Annotated in this window: 14 protein-coding genes; 2 read left to right on the plus strand and 12 right to left on the minus strand. The window is 62.7% G+C overall.

Annotated elements, in window-relative coordinates; all coding sequences use genetic code 11:
- Window position 1 precedes the first annotated feature (1 nt).
- The 10 genes from FHK92_RS06695 to FHK92_RS06740 all read right to left on the minus strand — a co-directional run bounded on the left by FHK92_RS06695 (window position 2) and on the right by FHK92_RS06740 (window position 11,574).
- Window positions 2–1,189, minus strand: a complete 1,188-nt coding sequence (locus tag FHK92_RS06695; RefSeq protein ID WP_181287390.1) for an ATP phosphoribosyltransferase regulatory subunit — start codon at window positions 1,187–1,189, stop codon at window positions 2–4.
- A 321-nt stretch (window positions 1,190–1,510) separates the two neighbouring features.
- Complete coding sequence (gene hflC / locus FHK92_RS06700) at window positions 1,511–2,380, minus strand: protease modulator HflC (RefSeq protein WP_181287391.1); 870 nt, start codon at window positions 2,378–2,380, stop codon at window positions 1,511–1,513.
- A complete protein-coding gene (hflK, locus tag FHK92_RS06705; protein ID WP_181287392.1) occupies window positions 2,380–3,552 on the minus strand; it encodes an FtsH protease activity modulator HflK in 1,173 nt (390 codons plus the stop codon). Before hflK ends, hflC begins: the two co-directional genes overlap by 1 nt.
- Window positions 3,553–3,637: 85 nt before the next feature.
- On the minus strand, window positions 3,638–4,939 hold the full coding sequence (hflX, locus tag FHK92_RS06710; RefSeq protein WP_181287393.1) for a ribosome rescue GTPase HflX: 1,302 nt from the start codon (window positions 4,937–4,939) through the stop codon (window positions 3,638–3,640).
- A 12-nt stretch (window positions 4,940–4,951) separates the two neighbouring features.
- A complete protein-coding gene (gene hfq, locus FHK92_RS06715; protein WP_003186419.1) occupies window positions 4,952–5,212 on the minus strand; it encodes an RNA chaperone Hfq in 261 nt (86 codons plus the stop codon).
- A gap of 91 nt (window positions 5,213–5,303) precedes the next feature.
- A complete protein-coding gene (gene miaA, locus FHK92_RS06720; protein WP_181287394.1) occupies window positions 5,304–6,275 on the minus strand; it encodes a tRNA (adenosine(37)-N6)-dimethylallyltransferase MiaA in 972 nt (323 codons plus the stop codon).
- Window positions 6,275–8,188, minus strand: a complete 1,914-nt coding sequence (gene mutL / locus FHK92_RS06725) for a DNA mismatch repair endonuclease MutL (protein ID WP_181287395.1) — start codon at window positions 8,186–8,188, stop codon at window positions 6,275–6,277. The genes miaA and mutL overlap by 1 nt, the downstream gene beginning before the upstream one ends.
- Window positions 8,185–9,615, minus strand: coding sequence for an N-acetylmuramoyl-L-alanine amidase (locus FHK92_RS06730; protein ID WP_181287396.1), 1,431 nt, complete (start codon window positions 9,613–9,615; stop codon window positions 8,185–8,187). The genes mutL and FHK92_RS06730 overlap by 4 nt, the downstream gene beginning before the upstream one ends.
- A 4-nt stretch (window positions 9,616–9,619) precedes the next feature.
- Window positions 9,620–10,087: a tRNA (adenosine(37)-N6)-threonylcarbamoyltransferase complex ATPase subunit type 1 TsaE gene (tsaE, locus tag FHK92_RS06735; RefSeq protein ID WP_092333232.1), complete on the minus strand. Its 468-nt coding sequence runs from the start codon at window positions 10,085–10,087 to the stop codon at window positions 9,620–9,622.
- Complete coding sequence (locus FHK92_RS06740) at window positions 10,075–11,574, minus strand: NAD(P)H-hydrate dehydratase (RefSeq protein ID WP_181287397.1); 1,500 nt, start codon at window positions 11,572–11,574, stop codon at window positions 10,075–10,077. The genes tsaE and FHK92_RS06740 overlap by 13 nt, the downstream gene beginning before the upstream one ends.
- Before the next feature lie 63 nt (window positions 11,575–11,637).
- Here FHK92_RS06740 and queG point away from each other — a divergent pair, with 63 nt between their 5' ends.
- Window positions 11,638–12,717 (plus strand): tRNA epoxyqueuosine(34) reductase QueG, encoded by a 1,080-nt coding sequence (queG, locus tag FHK92_RS06745; protein WP_181287398.1) that lies wholly within the window; start codon window positions 11,638–11,640, stop codon window positions 12,715–12,717.
- Here the strand turns inward: queG and FHK92_RS06750 are convergent.
- A complete protein-coding gene (locus FHK92_RS06750) occupies window positions 12,699–13,313 on the minus strand; it encodes a trimeric intracellular cation channel family protein (RefSeq protein ID WP_170866829.1) in 615 nt (204 codons plus the stop codon). The genes queG and FHK92_RS06750 overlap by 19 nt on opposite strands.
- Window positions 13,314–13,553: 240 nt before the next feature.
- Window positions 13,554–14,096, minus strand: a complete 543-nt coding sequence (orn, locus tag FHK92_RS06755; RefSeq protein ID WP_030140170.1) for an oligoribonuclease — start codon at window positions 14,094–14,096, stop codon at window positions 13,554–13,556.
- Between the two features lie 109 nt (window positions 14,097–14,205).
- On the opposite strand from orn, the gene rsgA reads away from it, so the two are divergent.
- Window positions 14,206–15,237 carry a small ribosomal subunit biogenesis GTPase RsgA gene (gene rsgA / locus FHK92_RS06760; RefSeq protein WP_030140171.1) on the plus strand — a complete coding sequence of 344 codons (1,032 nt, stop codon included), beginning with the start codon at window positions 14,206–14,208 and terminating at the stop codon, window positions 15,235–15,237.
- Window positions 15,238–15,309 lie beyond the last annotated feature (72 nt).

The following is a 15,309-nucleotide window of genomic DNA, read 5'->3' on the forward strand; positions in this document are numbered from 1 at the left end:
CTCAAGAAGCCAGCGGCAATACTTGCCAAAGCCCGTTCTGCTGAATCAATTGCCGGTCGCAGTCCGCTTCACGGGCGGCGGCCAAAGGTTGTCCAGGCAAGGCCTGGACGACACGCTGACCCTCACTGCGCAACTGGCAGACTGCCTGCCAGAGTGCCGCATCCGTACTGTCAGGCATCCAGATACCGCCAGACGGTAGCTCGACTTCAGCACGCCCCAGGGTCACCAGGGTTTTCAAATCGGTGGAAAAACCCGTCGCCGGACGGGCGCGACCGAAGTCGGCGCCGATGTCGTCGTAGCGACCGCCCTGGGCGATGGACTGGCCAACACCCGGGACAAACACCGCGAACACCACGCCGGTGTGATAGTGATAGCCACGCAGCTCGCCCAGGTCGAAATACAGCGGCAGTTCCGGGAAACGCACCGACAGACGCTCGGCAATCGCCAAGAGATCGTCCAATGCCGCCAATACCGCTGCCGGTGCGCCGGCCAGGCGTTCGCGGGCAGCGTCCAGCACTTCACGGCCGCCGCAAAGATCCACCAACGCCCGCAACATGCCGGACAGGTCGCTCGGCAGGCCTTCGGTCAGGCTGATGACTTCATCGATGGCCTTGCGCTGCAAGGCGTCGAACAACCGCTGCTCCACCTCACCGGACAAACCGGCCGCACGGGCCAGGCCGCGGTAGATGCCGACATGGCCCAGGTCCATGTGGACATCCGGGACGTCAGCCAGTTGCAGCATGGCCAACATCAGGCTGATGACTTCCACGTCGCTGCTTGGGCTGGCGTCGCCATAGAGCTCGGCACCCAGCTGGATCGGGCTGCGCGAAGACGACAAGGCACGTGGCTGGGCATGCAGGACGCTGCCGGCGTAGCACAGGCGGCTCGGGCCTTCGCGGCGCAGGGTGTGGGCATCGATGCGCGCCACTTGAGGCGTGATGTCAGCCCGGAAGCCCATCTGCCGCCCCGATTGCGGGTCGATAACCTTGAAGGTGCGCAGATCCAGGTCCTGGCCCGCGCCGGTCAGCAGGGATTCCAGGTACTCGATATGCGGGGTCACGACGAACTCGTAACCCCAGCTCTGGAACAGATCCAACACCTGCCGACGCGCTACTTCGATACGCGCGGCTTCCGGTGGCAGTACTTCTTCGATGCCATCTGGCAGCAGCCAGCGGTCTACCGTTGCCATTACGCCATTCCCCTATGGTCCGGGCGGCCAGCTTTCGGGCTGGCCTTGAGTGAAGCAGAAAATGCCCGCGTCATGCGGAAAACCAAACAACGCGCAAGGGCGACGTGACGAATGGCCCTGGATCGGCCTCGCCAAGCACTTTCCTCGAAAAACCTGTCGGGTCATTCAACCCGACGCCTGCACCGTATAAACCACAATCGAACGCGCAGACGCAAAAAAGCCGGGAATTTCCCGGCTGCCGCATCATACACACGTTTTCCCAAAGGATCACCCCGCCCGACGTTTTAGCCGCCGGGCGGAGTGCTTCAGGTCAACGTCGTATCAAGGCTTGGCCTTTTCCAGGTAGTGGAAAAAGTCACTGCTTGGGTCGAGGACCAAGACGTCGGATTTGTTCGCAAAACTTTCACGGTAGGCACGCAGGCTGCGGTAGAACGCGTAGAACTCCTGGTCCTGACCGTAGGCCTTGGCGTAGATCGCAGCGGCCTGGGCATCACCATCACCGCGGACCTCTTCCGATTCACGATAGGCTTCGGCCAGCAGCACGCGGCGTTGGCGATCAGCGTCGGCACGGATGCCTTCCGCCAGCTCGTTACCCTTGGCGCGGTGCTCGCGGGCTTCACGCTCACGCTCGGTGCTCATGCGTTCGAACACGCTGCGGTTCACTTCCTTCGGCAGGTCGATGGCCTTGACCCGGACATCGACCACTTCGATACCCAGCTCTTTTTCCGCCATCGCGTTCAGCGAACGGGTGATGTCGGCCATCAGCGCATCACGCTCACCGGACACAACTTCATGCAAGGTACGCTTACCGAACTGGTCACGCAGGCCCGACTCCAGGCGACGGGACAGGCGCTCGTCGGCAATCTGCTTGAGGCCGGAAGTCGCGGTGTAGAAACGCTCGGCATCCTTCACGCGCCACTTGGCGTAGGCATCGACCATCACGGCTTTCTTTTCCAGCGTCAGGAAGCGTTGCGTCGGTGCATCCAAGGTCATCAGGCGGCCATCGAACTTGCGCACCTTGTTGACGTACGGCACCTTCACATGCAGCCCTGGCTGGACATCAGCCTGGACCACGCGACCGAATTGCAGCAACACCGCGCGCTCGGTCTGAGCCACGATGTAGAAGCAGTTCCAGGCAGCGATCGCCACGACGACACCGACAATAAGGGCGATCAGCGATTTATTGCTCATCAGCGACTCTCCCTGGTACGTGCTTGCTGTTGCTGCAGGTCCGCCGCCGCGCGGGCATTGGCTTCATTGCTCGCGGCTGCCGCGCTGGTGGGTGGCGTGCCGGTATTGCGGCTGCCCTCGACCATCTTGTCCAGCGGCAGGTACAGCAGGTTGCTCTGGCCGTTCTTGTTGCCGGTCACGAGGACTTTGCTGGTGTTGCTGAAGACTTCCTGCATGGTGTCCAGGTACAGACGCTGGCGGGTCACTTCAGGGGCCTTGCGATACTCGGCGACCAGCTTGGTAAAGCGATCCGCCTCACCCTTGGCGCGTGAGACCACTTCGTCACGATAACCGTTGGCATCCTCGATGATGCGCTGGGCCTGGCCACGGGCTTCCGGCACGACGCCGTTGGCATAGGTCTCGGCCTGGTTGCGCGACCGCTGCTCGTCTTCACGGGCGCGGATCACGTCATCGAAGGCTTCCTGCACTTCACGCGGTGCCGCTGCGCTCTGGACGTTGACCTGGGTGACGGTGATACCGGTGCGGTAGGTATCGAGGAAGCGTTGCAGGCGCTCCTTGATTTCGCTGGCCATCAGCTCACGGCCTTCGGTCAGCACCTGGTCCATGGCAGTGGAGCCCACCACATGGCGCAGGGCACTTTCAGTCGCATGTTGCAGGCTGATTTCCGGCTGATCGACGTTCAGCACGAAGTCCTGCAGGTTGGTGATCTTGTACTGCACGGTCAGCGGCACCTCAACGATGTTCTCGTCTTCGGTCAGCATCTGGCCCTGCTTGGTGTAGGCACGCTCACGCGTGACGTTCTCCATGTACTTCTGGTCGATCGGCGGGAAATAGATGTTCAGACCCGGGCCGACGGTTTCGTAGTACTTGCCGAAGCGCAGCACCACGGCCTGCTCCTGCTCGTCCACGACATAAACCGCGCTGTACAGCCAGATCGCCGCGAGCACGACAAGGCCGATGCCGAGCAGGCCGAAACCACCGCCCTTGCCCGGACGGCTGCCGCCATCGTCACCGCGTTTCTTACCACCACCGAACAAACCGTTCAGGCTTTCCTGCAGCTTGCGGAAGGCCTCGTCGAGATCCGGTGGTCCCTTGCGGTCGCCGTTGTTACGACGCTTGCCGCCCCAGGGATCCTGGTTATTCGAGTTGCCACCCGGCTCATTCCAAGCCATAGCGCTCTCCATCTGATAAAGCAAAGACGCACCCACGGCGCGCCGGCCAATGCTACAGAATGCCTGACACAGCTTTCTCAGGCTTTTATTGCAAAGTGTGTTGCTCGATGAATTCCATCGGTTGCAGCCCTTCACGACTGACCAGTCGGTTCAGTTCCGACCGTGGCAGGCGAACGGCCAGCAGGCAAGCGCCTTCTTCGTCGTGTTCTTCTTTCTGTACCGCACCCAGCTCGAAAAACTGGGCACGCAGCCGGGCAAAACGCTGCGGCAGCTTCAGGGTGCCAACAAACAGGTCATCGCCCAGCAGCTCCGCCACGGCCTGCTTGAGCAGGTCCAGGCCGCTGCCATCACGGGCCGAGAGCCAGACCCGTTGCGGCTTGCCATCGGCATCGCGCTGGATCTGCGGCTCGACCCCTTCGAGCAAATCGAGTTTGTTGTATACCTCGAGGATCGGCAAGTCCTGGGCCCCGATCTCGCCCAGCACCACCATGACCTGCTCGATCTGCAGCATCCGGTCCGGCTCGGCGGCATCGATGACGTGCAGCAACAGGTCGGAGTTGCTCGACTCTTCGAGCGTAGCCCGGAAAGCCTCGACCAGTTTGTGCGGCAGGTGACGGATGAATCCCACGGTGTCGGCCAGCACGATCGGCCCGAGGTCGTCCAGGTCGAGCCGGCGCAGGGTCGGGTCGAGCGTGGCAAACAACTGGTCGGCGGCGTAGACGTCGGATTGGGTAACGTTATTGAACAGGGTCGATTTGCCGGCGTTGGTATACCCCACCAGTGAAACCGTCGGGATGTCGGCGCGCTTGCGGCCGCGTCGCGACTGCTCGCGCTGGCTGCGGACCTTCTCCAAGCGCCCCTTGATCTGGCGCAGGCGAACCCGCAACAGGCGCCGGTCGGTTTCAAGCTGGGTTTCACCCGGCCCGCGCAGGCCGATACCGCCCTTCTGCCGCTCAAGGTGAGTCCAGCCGCGAACCAGCCGCGTGCTCATGTGTTCAAGCTGGGCCAGTTCGACCTGCAGCTTGCCTTCATGGGTACGGGCACGTTGGGCGAAGATATCGAGAATCAGCCCGGTGCGGTCGATCACGCGACACTCGAAGACGCGCTCGAGGTTACGTTCCTGGCTGGGCGTAAGGATGTGGTTGAAGATCACCAGATCGATATGCTCGGCCTTGACCAGGTCGCGCAACTCCTCGACCTTGCCGCTGCCGATCAGGAACTTGGCGGTTGGCCGATGACGCGGCACGTTGAAAAACGCGACGGTCTCGGCGCCGGCCGAAATTGCCAATTCCTGAAACTCCTGCGGATCTTCGCGCGCCTCAGGGTCCTGTCCTTCCAAGTGAACGAGAATAGTCCGCTCACCACCACTGTGGCGCTCAAAGAACAAAGGAGGCTCCTATCAGGCGTTACCCGGTTCAGCGTCACCGCCTTCGGATTCGGTTGCGCTAGGCAGGCGAATCGGACGAACCGGCACCACTGTCGAGATAGCGTGCTTGTAGACCATTTGGCTGACGGTGTTTTTCAGCAGGATGACGAATTGGTCGAAAGACTCGATCGTGCCTTGCAGTTTGATCCCGTTGACCAGATAGATGGACACCCCAACTTTCTCTTTACGTAAAGTGTTCAAGTAAGGGTCTTGTAGCGAATGCCCTTTTGACATGTGCCGCACTCCTTTAAGGATCAATTATAAAATTCGGAATCAGATGGCTTGGGCCGTCACACCCCCAAGGATAGACGGCAATTGCAAGGACTCAGCTCAATATGGAGATGGTCCCGAGGTATTTCAAGGCGCGTGGCAGATTGTCGCAATCAAGACTGTCGAGCCAATGCAGGTCAGTCCAGCTGCGCAGCCAGGTGAACTGGCGCTTCGCCAATTGACGCGTGGCGATAATCCCCCGCTCGCGCATCTCGGCTGACGTCAGCTTGCCGTCCAGGTAGTCCCAGACTTGTCGATAACCCACCGCACGTATAGACGGCAACCCGGCATGCAGGTCACTTCGCTCACGCAGGGCTACGACCTCGTCTATGAATCCCTGTTCCAACATTAATGTGAATCTTTGTTCAATTCGCCGATGCAGCACTTGCCGGTCCGCCGGAGCGATGGCCAGATTCGCGACAGTATAGGGCAATTGTTGCAGTCCCGAAGCGGCTGCTTCAGTACTTTGCGCAGATTGTCGTTGCCGCAGCGCCGTCATGCTCTGGCCACTGACCCGATAAACCTCCAGCGCCCGGCTGAGCCGCTGCGGGTCGTTGGGATGAATGCGCGCAGCGGACTCGGGGTCGATGGCCGCCAATTGTTCATGCAGGACTTGCCAACCAAGGCGCGCAGCCTCTTCTTCGATCTGCGCGCGCACCTCGGGATCGGCCGCCGGCATGTCCGCCAACCCATCGACCAAGGCCTTGTAATAGAGCATGGTGCCGCCCACCAGCAGCGGAATCTTGCCCCGCGCGGTGATATCGGCCATGGCCTGGAGTGCATCACGCCGAAAATCCGCCGCCGAGTAGGCTTCGGCCGGGTCGAGGATGTCGATCAGGCGATGGGGAAACTCGGCCAGCAGTTCTTTCGATGGCTTGGCGGTGCCGATGTCCATGCCGCGATAGACCAGCGCCGAATCGACGCTGATCAGTTCGCAGGGCAGGACCTTGGTCAATTCGATGGCCAGGTCGGTCTTGCCGGCGGCCGTCGGCCCCATCAGGAAAATCGCGGGTGGCAACTGGCTCATCAACGACCGCGCAAAAACAGTTTGTCCAAGTCGTCCAGGCCCAGCTGGGTCCAGGTCGGCCGGCCATGGTTGCATTGGCCACTGCGCTCGGTGTTTTCCATGTCCCGCAGCAGACCGTTCATTTCCGGCAGGGCCAGGCGCCGATTCGCGCGGATCGCGCCGTGGCAGGCCATGGTGCCGAGCAATTCGTTCAAGTGCGCCTGGATCCGGTCGCTGGTGCCATATTCCATCAGGTCCGCCAGCACGTCGCTGACCAGGCGATTGGCCTCGGCCTGTTTCAACAAGGCCGGGATCTGCCGGATCGCCAGGGTTTCCGGGCCCAGGCGCTGCAATTCAAAGCCCAGGCGCTGGAACCAGCTCACGTGTTCTTCGGCGCAATCGGCTTCACGCTGGCTGACGGCCAGGGATTCGGGGACGAGCAGCGGTTGGCCGCTCAAGCCTTCGCTGGCCATGGCGATCTTCAATCGCTCGTACATGATCCGCTCATGGGCGGCGTGCATGTCCACCAGGACCAGGCCTTGGGCGTTCTCGGAAAGGATGTAAATGCCTTTGAGCTGCGCCAGGGCATAGCCCAGCGGCGGAATGTCGCCCTGGCCGTCGGGCAACGCCGTCGCCGCGGTTTCAGGCAAAGGCTTGAAGAACTCGCGATACGCCGCCTGGGCCTCGGCCGCCGGCACGTTCGACTGTGGACGTGGCGTGTATTGATATTGATAACCGCTGCCGGCGCCGCTTCCAGCGGCGTTGTAGCTCGGTTGGGGCTGAGGTTGCTCCAGCAGCGCATGGGCGGCCAGACGCATCTCGCCTTGAGGCCCGAATTCGCCTGCTTCCAATCCCGTTGGCCGGACCATGCCCGCCACCGTTGCCGGCGCCGACAATTGGTCTTCGGGCCGCACGTCACCCAACGCGCGGTGCAAGGTGCCATAAAGGAAATCGTGGACCATGCGCCCGTCACGGAAACGTACTTCGTGCTTGGTCGGGTGCACGTTGACGTCCACCACTGAAGGATCCACTTCGAAAAACAGCACGAAGGTCGGATGCCGACCGTTGAACAGCACATCGCGATAAGCCTGGCGCACCGCGTGAGCCACCAGTTTGTCGCGCACCGCACGGCCGTTCACGTAGAAATATTGCAGATCCGCCTGGCTGCGGGAAAACGTCGGCAAACCGACCCAGCCCCACAGGTGCAAGCCATTGCGCTCCACCTCGATGGGCAACGCCTGCTCCAGGAACCCCGCGCCGCACACCGCCCCCACGCGCCGGGCGCGGGCCGCATCGTCGCGAGCTTCGTGCAGGCTAAGGATGGTCTTGCCGTTGTGGCGCAGATGAAAGGCCACGTCAAAACGCGCCAGGGCCAGGCGCTTGATGACTTCTTGCAGGTGATCGAATTCGGTTTTCTCGGCCTTGAGAAACTTGCGCCGGGCCGGGGTGTTGAAAAACAGGTCGCGCACTTCCACCGAAGTGCCCACCGGATGGGCGGCGGGCTGTACGTGCGAAGCCATGTCACGGCCTTCGGTCTCGACCTGCCAGGCCTGGTCGGCGTCACGGGTGCGGGACGTGAGGGTCAGGCGCGACACCGAGCTGATCGATGCCAGCGCCTCGCCACGAAAGCCCAGGCTCATGACCCGTTCGAGGTCTTCCAAGTCGCGGATCTTGCTGGTGGCGTGACGCGCCAGGGCCAGCGGCAGGTCATCGGCGGGAATGCCGCGACCGTCGTCACGCACCCGCAGCAACTTTACGCCGCCCTGTTCGACATCCACATCGATGCGCTTGGCGCCGGAGTCGAGGCTGTTTTCCAGCAACTCCTTGATCACCGACGCCGGACGCTCGACCACCTCACCGGCGGCGATCTGGTTCGCCAGCCGGGGGCTGAGCAGCTCGATACGGGCGTTGCTGCCGATCGCTTCGTCGCTCATTGCTTGACCGCCACTTCGTTGCCCGGAATGGTCAGGGTCTGGCCAATCTTGAGCTCATCGCTCTTCAGATTGTTGGCGCTGCGCAAGGTGGCGGGCGACACCTGGTAGCGCACCGCGATCATCGCCAGGGTTTCGCCCGGACTGACCCGGTGGTCCCGTGGCCCCTGGGCGATCTTGCCGGAGTCCCGCAGCCAGGCGATGTAGGTGCCCGGCGGTGGATTCTGCTGGAAGAACTGCCGCACGCCGCTGCTGATGGAGCGGGCCAAGGCCTGCTGATGGCTCGACGACGACAGCTTCGAGGCTTCGTTGGCGTTGGAGATGAACCCGGTTTCCACCAGGATCGATGGGATGTCCGGAGATTTAAGCACCATGAACCCGGCCTGCTCGACGCGCTGCTTGTGCAACGGCGTGACGCGACCGATGTTGCTCAGGACCTTCTGGCCGACGTTCAGGCTGGAGGTCAACGAGGCGGTCATCGACAAATCGAGCAATACACCGGCAAGCATCCGGTCCTTGTCGTCGAGGCTGACGTTGCCGGCACCGCCGATCAGGTCGGAACGGTTTTCGCTGTCGGCCAGCCAACGCGCGGTCTCGGAGGTCGCGCCACGGTCGGACAAGGCAAACACCGAAGCACCGAACGCGGCGGCGGAAGGCGCGGCGTCGGCGTGAATGGAAACGAACAGGTCGGCGCCTTTCTTGCGGGCGATTTCGGTACGACCGCGCAACGGGATGAAATAGTCGCCCGTGCGGGTCAATTCGGCGCGGAAACCTTTCATGCCGTTGACCTGGCGCTGCAGTTCACGGGCGATGGACAGCACCACGTCTTTTTCGCGCTGTCCACGCGAGCCCGAGGCGCCCGGGTCTTCACCACCGTGGCCGGCGTCGATAACAACGATGATGTCGCGCTTGCCGGCCGGTGCCGGTGGCAGCTTGATCGCAGGTTCGGTCGGCGTCACCGGAACCGCAGGCACCGTGGCGACATTGGTCGGCGGCGGTGGCGGTGGCGCGGCGTCGGCCGGGTTGTCGAACAGATCGACCACCAGCCGGTTGCCGTACTGGGCGTTCGGGGCCAGGGTAAAGCTCTTGGGTGTAACGGCTTTTTTCAGGTCGATGACCACCCGCAGGTCGGTCGGCGTACGCTGGGCCGAGCGCATCGCGGTAATCGGCGTGTTGGCGGTCGGCACGTTCAGCGGTGCGCCCAGGGAGGCACCGTTGATGTCGATCACCAGGCGATCCGGGGCGCTCAGGGTGAATACGCTGTGCTGAACCGGGCCTGTCAGGTCGAACACCAGCCGGGTATTATCCGGCGCCCGCCACAGGCGAACGCTGTTGACCTTTGTCTCAGCCACAGCATCGACGGCCAGTGCCGTAAGCAACAGTCCTACGACAGCAACCACCGCGCGAAAGCGCATATCAAACCCCATCATCTAATTAGTTTTCCAAAGCCAAGGCGGCACACCACGACTCGCCACGCGAGCCTTGCGGTGTCAGTTTCAACGAACGCCCGCCGTTCTGCGCGCCAATGGTAATGGTCAGGTCGGGCTTTGGCAAAAAGCCTGCACCCTTCTGGGGCCATTCGATCAGGCACAAGGCGTCATCTTCGAAATAGTCGCGGATGCCGAGGAACTCCAGCTCTTCGGGATCCACCAGTCGGTACAGGTCGAAATGGAAGGCCCGGACGTCGCCGATCTCGTAGGGCTCGACCAAGGTGAACGTAGGACTCTTGACCGAACCGACGTGTCCGAGACCGCGAATGATGCCACGGGACAGGGTTGTCTTCCCTGCGCCCAGGTCGCCTTCGAGGAAGATCAGGCCATGGCCTGCGGTGATCTGCGCGATGCGGGCACCAAATTGTGTCATGGCTTGTTCGTCCGCCACGTACAGGGTTACTTCAGACACGGTGATTGCTCCTCCAACAACTGACGAATGGCCGGGATCAGATCGGTCGCCGCCAATCCCCGGCCCGAGCGACCGACCTGGACGCCGGCATTGGCATGCAGCCAGACCGCCAGGCAGGCGGCCTCGAAATCTTCCATTCCCTGCGCCAGCAAGGCGCCGACCACCCCGGCGAGCACATCCCCCAGGCCGGCAGTGGCCATGGCCGGATGGCCCTCGCCGCAGACCGCCAGACGGCCATCCGGGCTGGCGATGAGGCTGCCGGCGCCCTTGAGGATCACGGTGGCTGCGTATTTTTTGCTCAACGCATGGGCCGCCGCCGGGCGATCGGCCTGCACTTGAGCGGTGGATATTCCCAGCAACCGTGCGGCTTCGCCCGGATGCGGGGTGATGACGCATTGCTCGGGCAGGCTGACCGCGCCGCCGCTCAGCAAGTTCAGCGCGTCGGCATCCCACACCTGGGGCAACGACGCGTTGGCCGCCGCCGACAGCAGGCTACGTCCCCAGGCGGCCTGGCCCAGGCCCGGGCCGACCACCAATACGCTGGCTTGCTTGAGCAAGCCCATCAACTGGTTCGCCGAATGGGTGCCCTGCACCATCACTTCCGGCAAACGCATCAGCGCCGAGGCCACGTGTTCGCTGCGGGTCGCCATCGAAACCATGCCCGCGCCACAGCGCAGGGCGCTTTCAGCGCTCATCTGGATCGCACCGCCAAATCCCCGGTCGCCGCCGATCAACAGCACATGACCGAACTTGCCTTTGTGGGATGTGGGGGCTCGAGGCGTCAGACGCGGCAAATTATGTGGCAAGAGCAATCGAGCGCTGGCAGGCGCCGATTCAACCAGGTCAGGGTCCGCGCGCAGATCGTTGAACGCCAACTCGCCCACCCGATCCGCTGCATCCCCGGTGAACAGGCCAAGCTTGAGGCCAATGAACGTCACGGTCAGGTCAGCCGCCACCGCGGTCCCCAGCACCTTGCCGGTGTCTGTACACAAGCCAGAGGGAATATCCACTGCCGCCACCGGCAAACCGCTGACATTGATCGTATCGATCGCCCGGACATACGGTTCGCGCACTTCGCCAGTCGTCCCCGTGCCAAGCAATGCGTCGAGCAACACACCGCGCAGCTCAGCGTCGTCCGCCCAGGGCTCCACCGGCACACCCACCGCCACGGCCTCGGCATGGGCGTTGGCGGCGTCACCCAGCAAGCGCCGGGGCTCGCCCACCGCCAGCACCCGCACCGACCAACCGGCACGGCGGGCCAAGGCGGCCACCAGATAACCATCACCGGCATTGTTGCCGTGGCCGGCCAACACGGTCAGTTCGGTCGCTTCGGGCCAGCGCCGGACGATCGCTCGCCAAGTGGCGCGGGCGGCACGCTGCATCAATTCGAAGCCGCTGGTACCCGCCGCAATCAGTTGTGCATCGAGGGCCCGGACCTGCGCGGCGCTGTACAGCGCGTCGGGAAAATCATCTTTAGTGTGCGGCATGCGTCTTCGGGCTCCGATGTCTGGCAGAATTATACGCATCTCAGCTCCGGTTTCTCTCGCCTCATGCCTGCCATTCCCACAGACCTTGCCACCCTCGCCCAATCCATCAAGGACTGGGGCCGCGAACTGGGTTTCCAGCAGGTCGGCATCAGCGGCCTGGACCTTGCCGAGCACGAGCAACACCTACAGCGCTGGCTCGAGGCCGGCTACCACGGCGAAATGGACTACATGGGCGCCCACGGCAGCAAGCGTTCGCACCCGGACGAACTGGTACCCGGCACATTGCGCGTGGTGTCCCTGCGCATGGATTACCTGCCAGGCGACACACAAATGGCGCAATTACTTGCAGAACCGGAAAAAGCCTACGTCTCGCGTTATGCGTTGGGCCGCGATTACCACAAATTGATCCGTAAGCGGGTGCAGCAACTGGCCGAAAAAATCCAGTCGGTCATCGGCCCTTTCGGCTACCGCGCCTTCGTCGACAGCGCGCCGGTGCTGGAAAAAGCCATTGCCGAGCAGGCCGGGCTGGGCTGGATCGGCAAAAACACCCTGGTATTGAACCGCAAGGCGGGCAGTTATTTTTTCCTCAGCGAGCTGTTTGTCGATCTGCCGCTGCCGGTGGATCCGCCCCACGGCACCGAGCACTGCGGAAAATGCACCGCCTGCCTGGACATCTGCCCTACCAATGCTTTCGTCGGGCCCTACATGCTCGATGCACGTCGGTGCATTTCCTACCTGACCATCGAACTGAAGAACGCCATCCCGGAAGACTTGCGGCCACTGATCGGCAACCGGGTGTTCGGCTGCGATGACTGCCAGATCGTCTGTCCGTGGAACCGCTTCGCCCGGCCATCCGGCGAGAGCGACTTCAAGCCGCGGCACAACCTGGACAACGCCGGACTGGCGGAGCTGTTCCTGTGGGACGAGGAAAAATTCCTCAGCAGCACCGAAGGTTCGCCCTTGCGTCGCGCCGGTTACGAACGCTGGTTGCGCAACCTGGCGGTAGGCCTGGGCAATGCGCCGTCAACGATTCCCGTACTGCAAGCGCTGGAGGCGCGGCGCGACTATCCATCGGAACTGGTGCGCGAGCATGTGGAATGGGCGTTGCGCCAGCATGCCGAGCGTCAGACTTCGTCGTTGTAGACGAACTTCGGCATTTCCCAATGAAAGCGGATTGCCAGGAGCCTCAGCAGAAAACCGCCGAACAAAGTAATGAGGATCGCCTGTTCATTCGGCAGTTGCAGGAACACACACAGCAGATAACACCACGCCGCGGCAAACGAGACGCTCGCGTAGAGCTCCCGGCGGAAGATCAGCGGAATATCGTTACAGAAGATATCCCGCAAGATGCCGCCAAACACACCGGTAATCACGCCGCTGACCGAGGCCACCAACATGCCATGGCCCATTTCCAGTGCGGTCATGCAGCCGATCAGCGTGAACGCCACCAACCCCACGGCATCGAGCACCAGGAACAACGAGCGCAGATGGCGCATCCAGCGCGCCAGGAACACCGTGAGCATCGCCGCCGCGGTGGTCAGCACCAGGTATTCCGGGTGCTTGACCCAAGTCAGCGGGTAATGCCCGAGCAGCACGTCGCGAACCGAGCCGCCACCCAGCGCCGTGACACAGGCGATCAGCACCACGCCGAACCAATCCATGCCCCGCCGCCCGGCGGACAGCGCGCCGGTCATGGCTTCGGCGGTAATGGCGATCAGATACAGCATCAGCAACATGATGGCGGTCCTTGCGGGAAGGCGCGCAGTCTAGCCAGTTTGGGCTGGCACCAAAAGAGGGCGCGGCGCCGACCCTGGCTGAGAGGATCCCCTGTGACGAGGGAGCTTGCTCCCGCTCGGCTGCGCAGCAGTCGCAAACCGGACAACTCGGTTCACCTGAAAATGGTTGGGGCCTGCTTCGCAGGCCAGCGGGAGCAAGCTCCCTCGCCACAGAAGCAATCCCGCTAATCGCTGGGGTGCCGATCAGAACTTGATGAAGTGCTTGCGGTAATGCTGCAGCTCCGCAATGGATTCGCGGATGTCATCCAACGCCAGGTGCGTGCTGCCTTTCTGGAAACTGTCGCGAACCTCAGGGGCCCAGCGGGCGGCCAATTCCTTCAGGGTCGAGACGTCGAGGTTGCGGTAGTGGAAATAGCTTTCCAGGGATTTCATGTGGGTATATAGGAAACGACGGTCCTGGCAGATGCTGTTGCCGCAGATCGGCGACTTGCCTCTCGGCACCCACTGCTCCAGGAAGGCGATGGTCTGTGCCTCGGCCTCGGCCATGCTGATCTTGCTCTCGCGAACGCGCTGGGTCAGGCCCGAGCCGCCGTGCTGGCGGGTGTTCCACTCGTCCATGCCTGCCAGGATTTCATCGCTGTGATGAATCGCGATCACGGGGCCTTCAGCCAGGGTGTTGAGGTCGCTGTCAGTGACGATGGTGGCCATCTCGATGATGACGTCGGTGTCAGGGTTCAGACCGGTCATTTCCAGGTCGATCCAGATCAGGTTCTGCGGGTTCTGCATGGGGGAGCTCCTCGGCTTAGCTGCGCAGTTTAGCCTAGGCAGCGTCTCGGGCGTGCTAAACTCGCGGCCGTTTTACCCTATTCGCTGCATTTCTTCATACGGAACACCCATGGCCAAACGCCAACTCAATCGTCGTCAGAACTGGCGCATCGAAAAGATCCAGGGCGAGCGCGCCGCCCGTGCCGCCAAACGCGAATCCAGTGCGGTTGAAGCCCTGGAGGGCGGTGACCTGGGTCCTGAACAGACCGGCCTGGTGATCGCCCACTTCGGCGTGCAGGTCGAGGTCGAGGCCCAGGAAGGCGAGCTTGCCGGCCAGGTGTTCCGCTGCCACTTGCGCGCCAACTTGCCAGCCCTGGTGACGGGCGACCAAGTGGTCTGGCGTGCCGGCAACCAGGGCATCGGCGTGATCGTCGCGCAACTGCCGCGCCACACCGAGTTGTGCCGTCCGGACAGCCGGGGCCAGCTCAAGCCGGTGGCGGCCAACGTCGACATGATCGTCATCGTGTTCGCCCCGCTGCCCGAGCCCCATGCCAATCTGATCGACCGCTACCTGGTGGCGGCCGAACACGCCGGCATCCGCCCGCTGCTGCTGCTCAACAAATTCGACCTGATCGACGAACACAACGCCCCGGCGTTGAACGCCTTGCTGTCGGTCTATCGGGATCTCGGCTATCCGGTGCTGGAAGTCTCGGCCCATCACGGCAATGGCATGGAGCAACTGCAACGGCAGCTGGACGGGCGCATCAGCGTGTTCGTCGGCCAGTCCGGGGTCGGCAAGTCTTCCCTGGTCAACAGCCTGCTGCCAGAGGTCGAGACCCGCGTCGGGCCGTTGTCCGAGCTATCCGGCCAGGGTACCCACACCACCACTACCGCGCGGTTGTTCCACTTCCCTGGCGGCGGTGAGTTGATCGATTCGCCGGGCATCCGCGAATTCGGCCTGGGTCACGTCAGCCGCGCCGATGTCGAGGCTGGGTTCATCGAGTTCAACGACCTGATCGGCACCTGCCGCTTCCGCGACTGCAAGCACGACCGCGAACCCGGTTGCGCCCTGCTCAAGGCCCTGGAAGAAGGCCGCGTGCATCAGCAACGGATGAACAGCTACCGCTCGATCATCGCCAGCCTGCCAGAGAGCAGTTACTGACCCCGACGGATACCTTTGTGGCGAGGGAGCTTGCTCCCGCTGGACTGCGAAGCAGGCCCCAACGGTCTCCCT

This window comes from Pseudomonas brassicacearum subsp. neoaurantiaca (assembly GCF_013608025.1).
Lineage (GTDB): Bacteria > Pseudomonadota > Gammaproteobacteria > Pseudomonadales > Pseudomonadaceae > Aquipseudomonas.

Excerpts from the sequence above, each read along its gene's own strand:
- FHK92_RS06695 (WP_181287390.1), bottom strand. The coding sequence starts at position 1,189 with ATGGCAACGGTAGACCGCTGGCTGCTGCCAGATGGCATCGAAGAAGTA.
- hflC (WP_181287391.1), bottom strand. The coding sequence starts at position 2,380 with ATGAGCAATAAATCGCTGATCGCCCTTATTGTCGGTGTCGTCGTGGCG.
- hflK (WP_181287392.1), bottom strand. The coding sequence starts at position 3,552 with ATGGCTTGGAATGAGCCGGGTGGCAACTCGAATAACCAGGATCCCTGG.
- hfq (WP_003186419.1), bottom strand. The coding sequence starts at position 5,212 with ATGTCAAAAGGGCATTCGCTACAAGACCCTTACTTGAACACTTTACGT.
- miaA (WP_181287394.1), bottom strand. The coding sequence starts at position 6,275 with ATGAGCCAGTTGCCACCCGCGATTTTCCTGATGGGGCCGACGGCCGCC.
- mutL (WP_181287395.1), bottom strand. The coding sequence starts at position 8,188 with ATGAGCGACGAAGCGATCGGCAGCAACGCCCGTATCGAGCTGCTCAGC.
- FHK92_RS06730 (WP_181287396.1), bottom strand. The coding sequence starts at position 9,615 with ATGATGGGGTTTGATATGCGCTTTCGCGCGGTGGTTGCTGTCGTAGGA.
- FHK92_RS06740 (WP_181287397.1), bottom strand. The coding sequence starts at position 11,574 with ATGCCGCACACTAAAGATGATTTTCCCGACGCGCTGTACAGCGCCGCG.
- queG (WP_181287398.1), top strand. The coding sequence starts at position 11,638 with ATGCCTGCCATTCCCACAGACCTTGCCACCCTCGCCCAATCCATCAAG.
- orn (WP_030140170.1), bottom strand. The coding sequence starts at position 14,096 with ATGCAGAACCCGCAGAACCTGATCTGGATCGACCTGGAAATGACCGGT.
- rsgA (WP_030140171.1), top strand. The coding sequence starts at position 14,206 with ATGGCCAAACGCCAACTCAATCGTCGTCAGAACTGGCGCATCGAAAAG.